Annotated in this window: 16 protein-coding genes and 1 pseudogene; 10 read left to right on the top strand and 7 right to left on the bottom strand. The window is 43.7% G+C overall.

The features are described from left to right. Nucleotides 1-89: 89 nt before the first annotated feature. A complete protein-coding gene (locus BUB16_RS18700; RefSeq protein ID WP_084088435.1) occupies nt 90-2,279 on the bottom strand; it encodes a carbohydrate binding family 9 domain-containing protein in 2,190 nt (729 codons plus the stop codon). A 793-nt stretch (nt 2,280-3,072) separates the two neighbouring features. Beyond that, a complete protein-coding gene (locus BUB16_RS18695) occupies nt 3,073-3,339 on the bottom strand; it encodes a hypothetical protein (protein ID WP_073067931.1) in 267 nt (88 codons plus the stop codon). 624 nt (nt 3,340-3,963) lie between these two features. Between BUB16_RS18695 and BUB16_RS18685 the strand changes: the two genes are divergently transcribed. The 6 genes from BUB16_RS18685 to BUB16_RS18660 all read left to right on the top strand — a co-directional run bounded on the left by BUB16_RS18685 (nt 3,964) and on the right by BUB16_RS18660 (nt 9,504). Then, complete coding sequence (locus BUB16_RS18685) at nt 3,964-4,911, top strand: NAD-dependent epimerase/dehydratase family protein (RefSeq protein ID WP_073067927.1); 948 nt, start codon at nt 3,964-3,966, stop codon at nt 4,909-4,911. Nucleotides 4,912-5,329: 418 nt separating this feature from the next. Continuing rightward, the gene (locus BUB16_RS18680; RefSeq protein WP_073067924.1) at nt 5,330-5,734 is read left to right on the top strand and encodes a hypothetical protein; all 405 of its coding nucleotides are present in this window, start codon (nt 5,330-5,332) and stop codon (nt 5,732-5,734) included. 1 nt (nt 5,735) lies between these two features. Beyond that, entirely contained in the window at nt 5,736-7,211 is a 1,476-nt protein-coding gene (locus tag BUB16_RS18675; RefSeq protein ID WP_073067922.1) for a phenylacetate--CoA ligase family protein, read from the top strand. Nucleotides 7,212-7,239: 28 nt separating this feature from the next. Next, complete coding sequence (locus BUB16_RS18670) at nt 7,240-7,947, top strand: phosphoribosylaminoimidazolesuccinocarboxamide synthase (RefSeq protein ID WP_073067920.1); 708 nt, start codon at nt 7,240-7,242, stop codon at nt 7,945-7,947. Nucleotides 7,948-7,953: 6 nt separating this feature from the next. Then, nucleotides 7,954-8,649: an SDR family oxidoreductase gene (locus BUB16_RS18665; protein WP_073067918.1), complete on the top strand. Its 696-nt coding sequence runs from the start codon at nt 7,954-7,956 to the stop codon at nt 8,647-8,649. A gap of 6 nt (nt 8,650-8,655) precedes the next feature. Continuing rightward, entirely contained in the window at nt 8,656-9,504 is an 849-nt protein-coding gene (locus BUB16_RS18660; protein WP_084088434.1) for a Cof-type HAD-IIB family hydrolase, read from the top strand. Nucleotides 9,505-9,727: 223 nt separating this feature from the next. Here BUB16_RS18660 and BUB16_RS18655 read toward each other — a convergent pair whose 3' ends face one another. From BUB16_RS18655 to BUB16_RS18645, 4 genes and pseudogenes are all read right to left on the bottom strand, one after another. Next, complete coding sequence (locus tag BUB16_RS18655) at nt 9,728-10,075, bottom strand: DUF6122 family protein (RefSeq protein ID WP_073067916.1); 348 nt, start codon at nt 10,073-10,075, stop codon at nt 9,728-9,730. A 294-nt stretch (nt 10,076-10,369) separates the two neighbouring features. After that, nucleotides 10,370-11,143: a TspO-related membrane protein gene (locus tag BUB16_RS18650; protein WP_073067914.1), complete on the bottom strand. Its 774-nt coding sequence runs from the start codon at nt 11,141-11,143 to the stop codon at nt 10,370-10,372. Nucleotides 11,144-11,182: 39 nt separating this feature from the next. Further along, complete coding sequence (locus BUB16_RS22085) at nt 11,183-11,317, bottom strand: hypothetical protein (protein ID WP_280173672.1); 135 nt, start codon at nt 11,315-11,317, stop codon at nt 11,183-11,185. A 491-nt stretch (nt 11,318-11,808) separates the two neighbouring features. Continuing rightward, nucleotides 11,809-12,138 (bottom strand): annotated as a pseudogene (locus BUB16_RS18645) (transposase); the annotation flags it as partial. Between the two features lie 117 nt (nt 12,139-12,255). Between BUB16_RS18645 and BUB16_RS18640 the strand changes: the two are divergent. Further along, nucleotides 12,256-12,981, top strand: a complete 726-nt coding sequence (locus BUB16_RS18640; protein ID WP_073067909.1) for a type IV toxin-antitoxin system AbiEi family antitoxin domain-containing protein — start codon at nt 12,256-12,258, stop codon at nt 12,979-12,981. After that, a complete protein-coding gene (locus tag BUB16_RS18635; protein WP_073067907.1) occupies nt 12,982-13,962 on the top strand; it encodes a nucleotidyl transferase AbiEii/AbiGii toxin family protein in 981 nt (326 codons plus the stop codon). It abuts the gene before it with no gap. A 116-nt stretch (nt 13,963-14,078) separates the two neighbouring features. Here BUB16_RS18635 and BUB16_RS18630 read toward each other — a convergent pair whose 3' ends face one another. After that, the gene (locus BUB16_RS18630; protein WP_139240380.1) at nt 14,079-14,366 is read right to left on the bottom strand and encodes a hypothetical protein; all 288 of its coding nucleotides are present in this window, start codon (nt 14,364-14,366) and stop codon (nt 14,079-14,081) included. A gap of 518 nt (nt 14,367-14,884) precedes the next feature. Here BUB16_RS18630 and BUB16_RS18625 point away from each other — a divergent pair. Continuing rightward, nucleotides 14,885-16,072, top strand: coding sequence for a tyrosine-type recombinase/integrase (locus tag BUB16_RS18625; protein WP_073067903.1), 1,188 nt, complete (start codon nt 14,885-14,887; stop codon nt 16,070-16,072). Nucleotides 16,073-16,074: 2 nt separating this feature from the next. Then, nucleotides 16,075-17,043 carry a hypothetical protein gene (locus BUB16_RS18620; RefSeq protein ID WP_073067901.1) on the top strand — a complete coding sequence of 323 codons (969 nt, stop codon included), beginning with the start codon at nt 16,075-16,077 and terminating at the stop codon, nt 17,041-17,043. The last annotated feature ends 85 nt before the right edge of the window (nt 17,044-17,128 follow it).

The raw sequence follows: 17,128 nt of genomic DNA, 5'->3' as shown, positions 1-17,128 counted from the left end.
TTGAGAGTAAGCAGGAAAGAATACCCAAATTAGATGGCACTATGCCTCGGGGAGTCGCAATCTGCCGTTTATAGTGGGTTCCGGATGTTCTATAAATTCCACCAATACGTTAATTTCAGCATCAGGGAACGGCTTTTCACGGAAAAGGATCCCGGTATGTAGTTATCGGTGTAAACCACAAAAAGGTCGGATGCCGGTTGGAAACGCCATTGGAACCGGCTGTTGATATTGATGTTATCCAGCTGGTCGTTATACTGGACAAAGGTTGTAAAATAGATATTCTTGGTGAATGTGATATCCAGGCGGTTGCCTACCAGCCAGAATTCGGAGCGATTCCAGGGTTGAGGCAAATCCAGCCTGTTATAGCTGGTGTAGGCGGAGATATTGATGTAGGGCTGGAATCTGAATCCCAGCTCCGAGCGGAGATACAGGCGATCCCCGCCTGCAAAAAAACCACCCCGCTGTACGGAAAACAAGTAGGTGTACAGACTCTGAGGCTTGGAAGCAAACTCCAGCCCCAAATTATTCCAGGTATGGCGGCTCCCCGCCTCCAGGTTGTATCCGGATATGCTCGTGGGATCGAAGGGATCGAGGAGTTCTACGAACCGATGGGTAATCCAGCTGCTGAGGGTCCCCCCATTCCGAAAATTGACGCTGTAGGTGATTTTGTTTTCATAATCAGTGTTGAGCAGCGACTCATCGAAGTAGGTGGATGTACTTATTGTGGGGCCGTGGCTTAAGACGCGTCCGTTGGCCGGGAAAAACAGGTACCCCACTTCCGGGTACAGCCGGATATATCCGTTTCGCGGGACATACCCGGTTTCGGCGGTAAAGTCACTTCCGACATAATCCTGGGCCCATTGAACCTTCCAGTTACCGTCGGAGTAAAGGACACTGGCGGTATGGCCGAAGGTTCTTCCCGAAGTTTCGGATGAAAAAGATTTAAGCAGCGTGAAATTGCCGTTCCACAAGTCGGATGAGGTCGCAAGGTCGTATTCCACCCCGATATTGCGATTATAACCGGCATCGGCAGCAGTTCCCCCATTCCCGTTGTCGGCCAGCGAGCCGAGGGATTCCTTGTTTACAAAAATCAGGCCGAGATTGGAACGGTCGGAAACCCGCCTCTTCAGAGCAAATACGGAGAAATTCCGGGAAGGGATGTTCTGCTCCGAGACGCGTTCCGTCTGCATATTCATCGCCCCCACTCTCCAGTCCCGGTTGATCTGCCCGCTTAAGCGTCCCCCGAACAGGATAGGGGCATCCAGCCCAATTCTCCTGGAAAAGAAGGGACGAATATTTTCGTTGCCGAAGTTGGCAAACAGATCTTCATTCTCGAGAAAAAACTGTCGTTTTTCGGGGAAAAAGAGCTCAAACCGTTCCGTATCGATGATCTGCTCATCCACCTCAACCTGTGAGAAGTCGGGATTAATGGTCAGGTCGAGATTTAGCGACGAGTTGAGACCTATTTTAGCATTTACTCCCGCTTCCCTCCGGTAAGAGGGGCTATCCGACGGTTGAAAATCCTTGTTCAATCCTCCCAGGAGGTGGGGAATAACAGAGATGTTGGATCCGGCCGATGGTGGCGGGGCATCCCATACGAGGTTTCCGGTGTAAGCCAGCGAAGCGGAAGGAAACTGCCGGGGCACCGGCGCCCATCCCGATTTTTCCTGGAACGTCAGATCATACCGGCTGAAATTGATGCCCCAGGTCGTGATTTCCTGATCGTAACGCAGGGACTTGAAAGGAATTGCTGCTTCAAAGACCCATCGGTCCTCATAATTTCTCACTTTTGAAACCCACTTATTATCCCAGCTCAGGTTGACGCTGCCCCCGTCGTACATAAGTCCATCCCATTCGGCTCCCTCGGCGTTGGCGCCAAAAGAAAAACCATTGGTTTGATCATCGAACGGATCCATGAAAAGCAGAAAGTTATCGTTGTTTCCGAAATTGAAGTCTCGTCGGAGCGACTCCACAACATTGGGGTCCGGCTCTCCGCGGAAATTAACAGCGATAATATACAGGTTCCTGTCGTCATAGGTCATTCGTACCTCGGTACGAAGCCGGGCACGGCTGGTATCCATCGGGGTAATCATGTGAAAATCGGTTGCCGATTCCGCTTCTTGCCATGCGGATTCATCCATTCTGCCGTCAACCGTCACGGGAGAAGTGGCCTTGTTGATATGCAATTGGTAATGGTTATTAATTTTCTGGGCCCGGGCGGTTATTACCACCAGCGCGAGGTACAGGAAAGTAAACAAAACCGGTTTTTGAAAAGCCATTAAGGGGAAGGTAATTATTTTTACTAAATATTATTTTACGGTAAAGCCGACCGACAGAAAGGTATTTGCCTCCCTGTGTATGTCTTAAGTGGATAATAAAAGCATCCCTGCGGAGGTTTTGGGAGCCGGCGCACAAATTGGGTCTTCTCAAGCCTGAACCTGCGGATAATGCGGGGTACCTTTTGAAGGATCTCTGCTTTGCAGAAAGCTCATGTAACTACAACTATGCCCGTTTTGCCCCTTGATCTTCTCCAAAATCTACAACCGCCTGACTCGTTATTTAAACGTTGAGGCGATACTAAAAAATCAAACACAAGGAAACCTTAAATATTTAAAGGTATAATATACAATATCAGGCTAAGAAGATAAGCCGGTTTTTTTAAGAACCAATATAAATTATCCTTTTTTGCGGGGTATCCGGGATATCACCATGTGCCGTTGAAAACCATCCCATCGAATCCATCAGTCGGTAAGGTCATGTATTGGTTGTGGGGGAGGGTACAGTTTGAGCGGGCTAAGAGCGATTAGAAAAGCTAATTGAGAAGATATATAGTCAGATTTAAAAAGGGCGGTAAAAGCAATCCATAATAAATAGGCCGGAAAAGCCAGGCCGTCCGGGATTTTAGGGTTTTGAATCTATTGAAGGTGATCAGAACAGCGATAACAAGTGGCATACCATCCCGGTATGGCATCCAGCGTAACCCCGCTTGCCACCAATCCGACAGCGTCCCAGATTATGACAGCCCTTGTAATTCTTACCCGGTAGGGTATGCTCATTTCATCCTGACCCTATTCACGGCGAGGCAGCAAACGACCTTTCCTTGCTGGATTGGTACCGGATGGAACTTGAGGCGAAATAGTGGTCTATTTTGTCGAATATCTTTTCCAACGCCTCCTCATTGAATTGCCCTGAAGCAATTATTTCCTTATATCCGTTGGAGAAGATAAGCTGGGTACAGGGACCTCCGGATAGTTTCATCTTTGACTCCCTGGTTTTGTAAAACCCCTTATAATTTCCTGTTTTGTAGTAGGTTTTCAGACGGGTTTCGATAGCTTTCATAATGAATAGGTTAAAATGGTATTTGCCTTATCGGTATAGTTCCCAAATTACGTTAGCAAGTTGTAAGAAATAACAATAAATGTGCCGGGAAACTGTATTTGTCCGGTTATTCTCGTTCGATAAATGCGGTTTTAGTTAGTTATGAGGAGTCATCTGATGAGATGACCGCCCGTTTTTACAGGAAGCCAGTCTGTCAATTTGTGTGAATATCTTTTTTAAAGCCTCCTCCTTACACCTTCCGCTGGCAAAAAGTTTCTGAATGCCGTTTGTAAATGTAACGTGAATTTGTCCCGTAAAGGGGGAACTCCGCACTTTGTATTTATAAAAGTTCTTGTATTGCCCGAATTTATAGTATTTTTGTAACCCTTTCTCTATCTGTTTCATGTTGGCTTCAAAAAATGAGGCAATGGAAACAACTGTAATAAATATTATACGATAATAGTAAAACTTAATATTACAAAAAGCAATAAGTAAATGAAATTATCCTTTTGAAAGGGTATGAGAGGTAGAAACGACGGGGTAATAAATTTTAATGCAGCCCTTTTTCGTTTCAATATCAGCGTTTTTGTATGTTATGGAAATAAAGAGCCGCATTAATCAAAATGTTAAAAAATAAAGCAGAAAATGAGAGTGGTCATTATTGGGGGGACGGGACATGTGGGAACTTTTCTGGTTCCGCGGTTGGTTCTGGACGGTTATGAGGTAATTTGTGTCAGTCGTCAACAACGCAAGCCCTATCGATCACATCCGGCATGGAAATTTGTAACGCAGGTGGCTATTGACCGCACGGAGGCGGAGGAGAAGAACCTGTTTGGGAAGCAGATCGCTGAATTAAATCCCCATGTGGTAATAGACATGATCTGCTTTACGCTTGAGAGTGCGAAAGGCCTGGCAGAGGCTCTTATGGGGCAAGTGCAACATTTTCTGCACTGTGGGACCCTCTGGGTTCATGGTCACAGTGAGCGGGTCCCCACCCGTGAAAGTCAGCCGCGGAACCCGTTTGGGGAGTATGGAATAAATAAGGCTGCCATTGAATCATATCTGATTTCTCTGTCCCGCCGAAAGGGATTTCCCGCTACCATTCTTCATCCGGGACATATTACGGGTCCGGGCTGGATGCCCGTCAATCCCGCAGGGAATCTTGATCCCGGTATATTCAGCCGGCTGGCGGGGGGCAAAGAAGTTGTATTGCCCAACATCGGCATGGAAACAGTTCATCACGTGCATGCCGATGATGTGGCCCAGGCATTCGTTAAGGCGATGGATAACTGGAGTCAGGCGGTGGGCGAAAGCTTCCATGTTGCCTCCGAACAGGCACTTACGCTCCGGGGATATGCAAGGGCCGTGGCGGAGTGGCGGGGGCAGGAAGCCAAGCTGCGATTTCTGCCGTGGGAGGAATGGAGGAAGACGGTCAGCGGGGAAGAAGCGGATCTGACGTGGGATCACATAGCACATAGCGCCAATGCCAGTATAGAAAAGGCCAAAGAACGCTTGAAATTCCAGCCACGGTACAGCTCCCTGCAAGCCGTCCGGGAGGCGGTGAGGAGTTTTTGGGAAGAGGAATATGAATAAAAAGGAAGGCGACAGGAATTACTGCGGGCCGGTTATAGGAATATCATGATCCGGGACAAGATCAGGGAAATTTATCCTCACATAACAACGGCTTTCGAAATGTCATGATACTACATTAGATTAGCATATTATTCGGGGCCATGCCTGACCCTTTTTAAAAAGCATTATGGAATTAGGTAAAAAATATTATATTGAAACTAATCCTCCCATCAATCTTTTATGGTTGATTTAATAAAGGTTTTTTTGAATGTTGTTGGCTGAAGTTTGCCATTAATAAGTAGATGGAAATGGGAAACAAGCAATCTCCGGGTGGTGATTTTAACGGGATATCATCACTATCCCATCCCCGAGCCAACTGAGACTGTGAAAAAATGTGGGATTTCATGTACACAAAAAACCAATAACTAAAAATTTTATTATGGAAGAATCCAGGAAAAGTAGAGATATGAGAGGTTACGTACCGGCAGAATCGTCACAATTAGCTGAATATCCGGGAGCCGAATCTGCGGTGGCAAGTGAAATTGCCCGGATGAATCCTTCAACCATATCCAAGATAATGGCGGCCGAACCTATGGCAATAAGCGAAAGGATCAAAGAATCGCCTGACAATATTATGGAAATTGCTACGGCCGAGCCTGTTATTTTAAGTAAGGCGCTGGCTTCCAATCCGTCGATCATTTCCGAAGTTGCTGAAAAAAATCCTGCTTTAATTGGCAAGGTTATGACGGCCGAGCCCGCTGTCTTCTCAGAAATAGCTGCTGCCGAACCGGCAGCATTTGGTAAAGCTATTGCGGGTGTGACCAAAGAGATAGGTTCAAAGTAGCATGCATGGAACCCAGGAAGAAAGAAATGTTACTTCCGGACCTACATCAGAAGAATTTACAAACTGGATAAAGGATCTTCCTGCCCGGCTTGAACCCGAGCACGTCGGATCTGCTGTTATGGCTCCCTTGTTTTCTCATGTGCTGGCTCATCCCGCCAGGTACGAGGAAGGATTTGCTCTTCTCAGGGATAAGATGATTGATCTTACGGTCCGGATGGCCCGTGAGAATACCTCTTATTATGGAAAGAGTCTTGAAACAGCCGGCCATAAATTCACCGGTTATGAGCAGCTGGAAGAGCTGCCGCTTGTCACCAAGGAAAGCATCTATGAGCACGAATACGGGATCATTTCTGATATCACAACCTTTGGATTTGTAACCTTCACGACAGGAACGATCAGTCAGCGTCCGTTGCTTATTCAGAGATCGCTTGAAGAACAGCAGTATCTGCAGAATTTCTTTTCCGTTCTGCAGTCCAACCGGTTTGAATCCGAAGCATCCCAGCCGCTGGGCATCTCGGAAGGATCTATGAATCATGGCGCCGTGCTGAAAATACCCGGATTCGGTTATAATTTCATGGTTGAATTGATCAGGGATTACGGGGTTTTGCGGACAGTATGGCTATTACAGAATGAATTTGATTTCCCCGGACACCAGCGGAAGGTCAGCAAATTAAATATAACCTATATGGGCCTTTGTGTTCTCTACCAGTACATGGAACAGGAGAATATCAGGCTTCCGGAAGATCAGCTGGATGCTATTACCATCTTCGGCTGGCCCGTACCGCCGAAAAGAAAAAAAGCTATGGAAGATTTTTTCGGAACCGGCATCACCGATAATTTTTCCATGTCCGAAATGTTTGGCGGAGCCCGCTATTGTGACAATTGCGGGGGGTTTCATTTTGAGCCTTTTGTGGTACCTGAAGTGCTGAATGTGGAAACCGGAGGCCGTATTGATGAAGGAGTGGGTGAGCTTGTGATAACCCCGCTTTTTCCTTTTAGCCAGCGATTTGTACTAATACGGTACAAAACCTCAGACCTAGTAAAAATCTATGATACCGATTGTCCTGCGGGAAAGAAAGCCTATAAATTTAAAGGGAGACTACAGCGGAGTGTAAAAATAGCTCCGGGTATCTATGCGGGTGAAGCGGAAGTCGCCAAAGCCATCGATGATGTCCCCGGGCTGAGCCGTCCTTCTTCCGGCTTTTCCATACTCAACGATCCCTCGGCTCCGAACTGGCCAAAATTCAAAATAAACGAGCTTCACGAGGACTTTAAATTGGGACTCACCGCTGAGTTAACGTTTTCTCCGGAAGAAAAGCCAGGCCTTCTCAAAAACACCAAAAAACAGATTGTAAAACGTCTCACACAAGATCTTACCTCGGAAGTATCTTCCTGGCTTCAAACCAATACCGATGCTCTTACCATCCGCCTGGCAGCACCGGATACGCTTTCCGAGCGAGATTACTGGAATCTTTAACCTATTTAACATAGCCATATCCTGCTCTATGAATAACGCTATTGACCGTGTGATATCCGATTCTCCGATAATGGAAGGGAGAAGTAAACGTATATACGAATACAAGGATGATCTCCTGCTTGTGGAGTTGATTCCATCGCTGACAAGCTATACCTATGACCGCCATGAACTTGTTGAGGGGACCGATGTCCTGCGATTGGATTTCTACGAGAAGGCCGTCGGGGTACTTCGGGAGAAGGGTATCAATACAGCCTTTGTGGAACGTGTGGATCCCCGGCGGTATATTGCGCAGCGCTGCAGCAATCCCCCCTTCGAGGTCATCGTCAAAAATTTTGCCATTGGCTCCACCTTGAAATTTTATCCCGGATTGTTTGAAAAATATGCTGAGTTCGAAAACCCGATCGTCAAGTTCGACTACCGAACCGATCCCGAAGACCAGCCGATTGCAGCCGATTATATCCGGGAATATGGAGTAGATCCCGAAGTGCTGAAAACCATTGCTTTAAAGGTCAACAAGGCCCTGAAAGAGTGGATGTCTGATCTGGTACTGGTGGATTTTTGCCTGATCTTTGGAAAGAATTCCCGCGGAGAATATGTTGTTACCTCAGAAATTTCTCCCGATGGCATGAGGCTGAAATCGGAATCCGGCCGATCGCTTGACAAGGACTTGTTCAGAAAAGGAGCCTCGCATGAGGACATCAGAAAAGAGTGGACGCGTCTTCTTAATTTAATCTGACAGATTGTGGAAGAGAAAAACATGCTTATCACCGGCTCCAACCGGGGAACGGGGTATGCCGTTGCAAAATATTTTGATACCAAAGGATATGTTGTCCATTCTCTCAATAAGACGCTCAAAGGAGAAGCATGGATGAATGAACTCCAATGCGATCTTTCGAAGCCGAAGGAGATCAGGGCAGCTGTTGATCGATTAAAAGAAAAAACGGGAACCATCTCACTCTGTTTCCTCAATGCTGCTGTACGGAAACTGTCTTCCATCAAAGAGATGCCTGAGAAAGATTGGTTATATTCGGTCAATACCAATTTAAACGCCTCTTTTTTGCTCCTGAAATATCTTACCCCCTCATTGGAATCTTCCGGGGAGGGCAGGGTTATCATTATGGGAAGTCATGCCGCGGATCATTATTTTGAAGGGGGTGCCGCCTACTGTGCTACAAAAGCGGCTCTTAAAGCACTATCGGAAGTATATATACAGGAAACAAGAGATCGTGGAATTCGTACGACCTTAATCAATGCCGGAGCCATAAAAAACAGGTCCAAAACGCATGACGATAAAAAAATAGAGCCTGAAAAACTTGCTGCGTTCATTTATCAAATTGCACGGGCTTCGGGAAACATGCTCATCGGCGAGGTAGAATTACGTCCCTTAGATACGGTATCACCCCCGGATCGGGGCATTGCTAAAATCCAATACATTTAAATCCTGATGCTGAACAAAAAATTCGTCGTTTCTGATCTTGACGGCACACTTCTTAACAACGACGGGGTATTATCCAAGCATAGCCGGACAAAATTGCAGCGATTAATCGACAACGGGCTGGATTTTACCGTAGCGACGGCCCGGAGCCTTCACACGATTTCCGATATCCTCCGGGACCTGCAGCTGTCCCTCCCGGTAATTTGCCTGAATGGCGCCTATATTTCAGATTACAATACCAAGGAGCACATTGTTATCAATGAGATTCAACAGGACGTGAGACAACGAATTCGGGAATATGTCGAGAAGCATGATGTGGGTGTTTTCATCTCTTCTCACTATGGCGGGTCGGATTTCCTGTTTTACAATCAGATCAGCAACGGCGGACTGCAGTGGTATTATGAGGATCGCCTTGCTAATAATGATCACCGGCTGCAAAGCACGAAAAGTATCCGGGACCTCAGGGACCATTATATAACGTGCTTTACGTTTATAGACCGGGAACAGAAGTTGCTTCGAATAAAACAAGAGTTGCTTGATCAATTTCCGGACCGGGTAGAAGTTCACCTGTTTGAGAACTTCTACTCCAGGGGCTGGCATTGGCTTACTGTTCACGATTACAGGGCGACAAAAGATCGGGCCATCCAACAGCTACAAGATGAATTTGGCCAACGGGATAAGGATCTGGTTGTCTTTGGAGACCACATTAATGATATCAGGATGTTTAAAATTGCACACCAGTGTATTGCGGTACAAAATGCGGATGAGCGGCTCAAGAAACATGCGCACGAAGTCATAGGAACCAATATGGAAGACAGCGTTGTCAACTATCTCGAGGATATGTTTCGAGCATCGTAAAGCGGTTTTTGCGCCCGATCTTTTTAGCTCTCGTATGTTTCACAGCAAATAGATTGTAACTCTTTGAAAATCCTGAGGGCTACCTTTAAGATCGATCCCTGAACTCCCGGACGGATAATTTTTCTTTTTTTTGGGCATGCCACGATCAATGTATGCGGATGATCTCCTAACCTGCGTAAATGAATTTGTATAGATCCACCAAGTGCCTATTCCCAGGGTAGCCTTAAAAAAGGCAGTCAATCCCATCAAGTGCCATGTGTATCAACAAGCCTAAGCCCATCAGATGCAGCATGTTCTTCGCAGGAAGGGTTTTATCCTTCCCTTTCCCTGATCCCGTTATCAAAGGGAGTGCAAACAGCAAAATATAGATTCCAATGGCCGGAATAGTATGAAGAGGATGGAAGCCAATTGAGCACCGCCCCGGATCATAAATGGGATTTGCTAACAGGTGATCAAGGTCAACCAGCATGGTAAGAATCATAATCAACACCGCCTGTCTCCATTGTTCTTTATAGAAAAGATGGGCCACTATGACAGGAACCAAAATGTGTAGAACAATATGTATGCTCATTTAACCGGTTGTATTTTATTTTCAATCAATACCAATATTAATCAGTCTGCTCAGTGAAAAAGGCGGGTTTTGTATACCTATAATGAACGAATCTGTAGATATGACCTCTATTATATCCAGTTCAGGTCTTTGGGAATTTTAATCTGATTAAACTCCAGACACCTGAACAGTAGCTGATATCAGCGTTTGAAAAATCGGCCCTGGGGTTCAGCATGATAAAACAGGTTTTGCAACGCTTCCTGTTTCTGATTCACCTGAGCTAAAACAAATTACATACCCCATCGTGATTTAATCTCATGCCGGCGGAAAGCTTTTTCGGTTTATAAACCCGTGAATTCCACTGCTGATAAAGAGTATGGCAGCAACGGCAAGGGCTGTATTAGCGATGACAGGCACTTCTCCCCAATTGGCAACAGCTATAGCTACCAATCCCCAGACCCCGACCAGGGCGAATTCACGCATATTCCGGGTCCAGGTCATGGTCATATATATCACCCCCGCTGCAAAAATCATAATTACCGTCCAGCTAACTGGTGAGATTCCAAAGCCCCGCCATTCTATTTTAGTTAAGTAGGCAGCGGTGTTAGCAATAAAAGCTACGGTAATCCACCCGGAATAGGCTGAAAATGGCCACCAGACGAAAGCTATTTTATGAAGCGGTGCATCTTCCATCTCCATATTGGTCCGCACGATAATCCTGATCAGTGAAAAAAGGAGCAGAGCCATGATAAGGACAGAAAGACCGGTGAAATCATACACCCAGGTTACAATCCAAAAGATATTTGCAAAGCAGGAAATAACAAACCACCAACCGACTTGAAATACAATTTCATCGCTCGCTTTTTGGTTAAAAAGGCTGCGCGCCTGGTAAATAACAAACGCCCCCAGTCCGAGATAAATCAGGCTCCAGATTGTGAAAGCGTAACCGGCGGGCGTAAAGTAATTATGATACTGCCCAGAAACGCCGCCTACCGTGTTTCCATTGAACGCACCGGTTGTGGAGAGATAATTTATCACTATTACCGCTATGAAGACACTACCATTTGTTATTTGAAGTAATTTTTTCATTATGTCGTCACCGGGTTACCAATTACTGATTTTTAGCGTTCAAGCCGAAATAAAGGTAACGGCACTCCACCGGCGGTTCACGACTTTAGCCATCGAAAGCGCAGGTTCAGCATGAACGGAATCATGACGGTGTGGCGATGGCCGGTAGCATTGCAGGGGATTCGCTTTGCCCATAAGAGACTGGATTTCGGTCTCATTGAGGATGACAGGGGGTCTTTACGGATCTATCCATGATTATTTCACGATTTGTGTGATTGTGTGTTTAAGATGTATTGTACATACTATATGAACCCTTTGCAAAACCCAGCCAAGACCACAGCGGATTGTTTGATTTGGATAACCTTTCACAACGTATACATGGATATATTGACTTGAGAGCTCAAGGCATACTAACCGGTGAAAAAGAGTTGAAAGAAGAGTCTAAGTATATCTTGACTGAAGTCATGTTGCGTGGTGAAGTTTCCCGTGGAGATGCCAAAAGAGTGACGGGGCTTTCTGAGCGTTCAGCCCGAAGAGTGTTGAGTGCTCTGGAAGATGAAGAACTCGTTACATCCGAAAGTCATAGAAGCCCGGTAAGGTTTAGTATTCCTCCGAAAGTGGTTGGGTATTACTTCCCGGGCCTATATCCGGTCAAGTCTCAATTAGTGTGTAAAAACGTGAGAAGTTCATGCGGCCAGTTGGTATGAGATGTTATTGTTTTCTGTGGTAATACCTTCTTCGGGAATCATGGTCTTCCGCAGGTGTTTTAGCTGACTCAGTTCCAGAGGGTCCATACTTACACGTTGCCAGTCTCGAGCGGCTCGGATCAGACTCCTGTAGACCAGTTTCATAGCTCCCTTTTCGTTTACATGCGCGGGAATGACTTTCGTGCGGCGTTTCTGCTCAACAAAGGCCCGTTCGATCAGGTTTGTCGTGCGGATATACCGGCGGTGACCGGCCGGAAACTCCAGGTGCGCCAGACACGCGGGCAAATTGGCCTGGAAGTCACTTAATAGTATTATTAAGATCTCTTATTATGTCGAGTAAATAACGTAAAAAACTTGACATATTTAACGATTAAATGCTATATTGATACAAGCTGTTGAAAGGCCATTAGCATAACACGTAGCATTATGAGTACTGCAAAAAGAATAAAAGAGAAAGTTTCTTCCTTTGACGAAGGAACGACATTTAAATATGACCAGCTCGGTATAGATAACAGCGAATACGGGGCTGCTACCAAGGCCATCGAGCGATTGATATCCAAGGGTGTCGTAAAAAGGATTTCCAAAGGCCTGTTTTACAAGCCCAAAAAGTCATTATTTGGCGATTTAAAGCCTAATGAAAAACAGCTGCTCAAACCCTATATGTACGAAGGTGACAATCGCATCGCTTACATCACCGGCTTGTCTTTGTACAATCGGATGGGGCTTACAACGCAGGTCCCCAAAAACATTACGCTGGCCTGCAATAAGAAAAGGATCAATACCGAGATTGATAACCTGAACATAAAATCGGTCAAGAGCTACGTGGATCCCAATACCGAGAACATCCTTTTCCTGGAGATCCTGGATGCCATAAAGGATTTCAAGAAAATCCCGGATCTGGATATCGATAATGCTATCGGGCAACTGCAAGAGCGCATACATGATTTGAGTACTACCGACAGAAATAAGCTGATTACCTACGCCCTGCAATATCCTCCCCGGGTACGTGCGCTGCTGGGAGCCCTGCTTACCGATCAGGAATTTAGCAGCGCTTTTCCCAAATTGAAAAATAGCCTGAATCCACTGTCGAGTTACAAATTCGGTAGTCTTGGCAGTAGCCTGTCCACAGCCCAAAACTGGAATATTGTTTAGATGAACCTACACGAAGATGCCGAAATCTTTCGGGATGCCATAAGGGCTACGGCCGATTATAAGAATATTCGGGAAATCTACATCGAGAAAGACTACTGGGTAACCTATGCCCTTCATGCGATCTTTCATTCCGATATGAAAGACGTTGCCGTATTTAAGGGAGGCACCTCGCTCTCCAAATGTTACCAGGCGATCAACCGGTTTTCGGAGGATTTAGATCTAGTAGTGTTAGAAGATCCCGGGCTATCTAACAACCAAATGGACAAAAGGGTCCGGAATGTCAGCAAAGTGGTTGACGATACTGATTTGGAGGAAGTAGAATTACCCGGGATTACTATGAAGCGTGGAAAAAATAGAAAGGTAGCCTACGAGTATGCAAAACATGAATATGACCAACCCTATGGCCAGGTTCGGGATAAAATCATTGTTGAGGTTTCAAGGCTGGGACATTTTGAACCTCATGAAGAAGTAGAGGTTCACTCGTTTATTGCCGACATGATGAAAGCGAGAGGTCAGGAAGATCTCGTTGAAAAATATGGATTAGCTCCCTTCCCCTTGAAAGTACTAACTATAGAACGGACCTTTTGCGAGAAAATAATGTCTTTGGTCCGGTTTTCACATGCCGAAAACCCGTATGAGGATCTCGGAAATAAAGTCCGGCACACCTATGACATTCACATGTTGCTGAAGAAACCTTCAATTCAAAGTTTCTTTGAAAGCAAAAAGCTCGATAGGATGTTGGTTAAAGTCGGAGCTGATGATATCAAAAGTTACGGCAACAAGTACGATTGGTTGTATGAGCATCCCGCATCAGCCCTGCTTTTTGACAAACCCGAGGAAACCTGGGATAAGATCAAGTCTGTGTATAACAGCACTTTTAAAAAATTGGTTATTGGAGGCCTTCCGGATGATGACGCTGTACTGAGTGATATTAAAAGGGTTGCCCAGCGTCTTAAAGCTATAGACTGGAAGCTTGGATAGTAAGGTTGAAGAATATGTACACTTTAATCGTTTGCAAGCTTTCTACCCTATAAAGCTTCATCTTGCGTAAGCTCGTTTTCTGTTCTTCTAAAGCCATTTTAAGTAATCACTACAAATTATTCTTCTTTACGATTCTCCAATAAGTTCAGGATCGGTGCATCATCTTTATGTTCCTCGGGTATAATTGGATCATCACCTTCTCTTATAACTGTAGCATCAATATCATTAGGTCCAATTTCATAGGCTTCTCTGATATATAAACCTCTAAGTCCAATAAAATACTCCCATCCAAACTTTGGAGGTTGTGAACCATCAAAACCTTCAGGAGCAAATGAGGGAACCAGATAATAAGCCCCAATATTTTGATATGCTTCAATAAATCTTTCTAAATTCTCGGATCCCATTGGTTCCATTTTATGTATTCGTGAATCAAACGTAGGGAATCTTTTACCTTTAGGAAATTCGAGAGGATTTTTAACAATTAAACAATTCATTGAGTGTATTAATCTAATCCTATCTATTTCTGCACAGCAACTGAAGCTTATACAAAAAGAGTTTGTCTCCAAACTTGAGCATCGCTTAAGAATAGAGTGAATAGTAACCTTGTACCATTCTTGTACCAGACCAAAAGAAGGGCTACAAATTGAGCCAACTATACAAAACAAAAAAGCCCCTAACTCTTTATGAGTTAAGGGCTTATCGTTGAGCGATCCGGACGAGATTCGAACTCGCGACCTCCTGCGTGACAGTCAGTAAAAACTTCCTTAACAGGAGATAGCATTACGTAACAAATTACTTTCTAATCCCTTGTATATCATACATTTAGGGCATACATTATAGCCATTATAACCCCATGCCATAACAGAAATGGGCTGTCCCCAAGCTGTCCCTGGCAAAATAATTATCAAGTAAAGAGGAAGTAATGCCAAAGAGAAAACTAACACATTCTTTCATCACTAATTTAGATGAACCCAAAAAACGTACCGACTATGCAGATACACTTGTCAAGGGTCTAGTCTTGAGAATTACCCCAACCGGTTATAAATCATTTTGCTTTCGTTATGGGGCCAAAGGAAAACGATATACAATCGGAAAATTTCCAACAATAGGGTTAGCTGATGCCCGGTCGATATCCAAAGATCTTAGAATTGAAGTGGCACAAGGTAATGATCCACAGGCTGAAAAAATTAAAAAGAGAGAAAGAGGAGACTCTGAAAGCTTCAGAGAATTAACTGAAGAATTTAAAGACAAACACTTACCCACGCTAAGAGAAAGTACAAGTTATGAATATGAGAGAATTATTGATAAAGAATTAATCCCGGTCTTAGGTAAGTATGGTATTGATGAAATTACCAAGGATAGAATCAGAAACTTGCTAGACCAAAAGGCCTATGAGGATGAATCTCCAACAATGGCAAATCGGATACGAGCCAGACTTTCTAAGATTTATTCATTTGGTATAGAGAGGGGATTAGTAAATCAGAATCCAGTTCAAAATATTTCAACCTATGATTCTGGAAGAAATAAACGAGAGCGGTTCTATAATAAAAAAGAATTAAAGAAATTATGGAAAGCGTTCAATAATGAAGATGAACCAATAAGATCTTTATTTAAAATACTTTTACTCTGTGGACAGCGAAAAGGGGAAACAAGCAGAATGAAATGGGAAGATATAAATGATGGTATCTGGACAATACCTGCGTCAGAGTCTAAGTCTAAGCGTACTCATGATATACCATTATCAAATTGTGCGAATGAAATAATAGAAAAAATACGTCCACTTACAGGTAGAAGTAGTTATGTGTTCAAATCTCCCAGGATGGATGATGATCCGATACAATGGTTTCGAAGGGCTGTTAAAAGAATACGCAAGAAATCAAAAGTAAAAGATTTTAGGATACATGACCTTAGGAGAACCGCCGCAACCCATATGGCAAAGTTAAAAGTAGATAGAACAGTGCTTGGCAAAATCTTAAACCATAAAGGTCTATCTGGGGATACACAGATAACGGCTATTTATGACCGCCATTCTTACTTAGATGAGAAAAGAGAGGCGCTTCAACAATGGGCTAGTCACTTAAAAAAAATAATTAGTGAACAAGATAACTAAGTATGTTTATTGATATTTATGAGAGCAATAGGGTATCCAAGTATTTGGAACAGTTTGATAAAATTGTTAGTGAAATTGACAGCATTCCGCAAACAAATGCCTATCTATCTGAATTAGAATCAAGTTTTAAAGAAGAGAAAATTTCTTTTGATAAGATTTTATCTCAAAAACTTAAATCCTTCAAGGCTGAGTTTGAATCTTATGGTGGTGAGACTATATATGCAGATATGTATCACCCTGGAATTATTAAAGTTATCAAGAAATATAATAATCCGAAGTCGTTTTATAGTGCATATAGATTAAAAGATATTGGGTATACGATTTGTGAAAGAGTTGATGAAATAAAAGTAGCAGTTAAAAATAGACCTAGCTCTATAGGGGCAAAATTACGAGAAAGATTCGAGGAGCTTCTAATATTAATCTTTATTTACGGACTTAAATATGTTGAATCATCCGATGATTACGTTACATGGTATAAGGAAAAGGATACTACATTTAGACAAGCAAATGATCTTAAAAAGCTCTTTTCACTTTTCAAAGAGTACAAAGATATAGGTTGTCGTCTATGGGTAGTTAAATATTTTAAAAGGTGTAATAATCGCTTACTAGTCCTTGATGACATAGAGTATGATGAAGTGAACTATTTAGAACTTTCTGATGAAGAAAAGAAGAAAGAGAGAAGGAAGGCTGAATCTAACAATGAAAAGCTGAGTGTAGCCGAGGAGTGGTTATGGCCTTTAGCAAGAGATATAGGGAAAATGGAAAATCCAACTCATCAAGATATAGAAAATAGAATACTAAAGGATTTTCCTAATTTTGATGGGGTTCCTGGAGAACTTGATCTCAAATTTACTAAAGGTGAAAATAATTTAAATAAATCTAAAATAGATATAGCTCTTAGGTATCTATTTAATAAAAATCATGACCCGAATGTTGGAAAAGGATCAATAGCTGACCGTTTCGCTGTGTAAATTAGTTTCTGTAAAAGTAGGTAAGGAATTGGAAAAAAAGAAAGGCCATGGCTAGGTTTTGATTGATCGCTTAAAATCATAACCA

The organism is Fodinibius roseus (genome assembly GCF_900129315.1).
GTDB lineage: Bacteria > Bacteroidota > Rhodothermia > Balneolales > Balneolaceae > Fodinibius > Fodinibius roseus.
The sequence above is the reverse complement of the archived record's forward strand: the minus strand, read 5'-3'. Positions and strand labels throughout refer to the sequence as shown.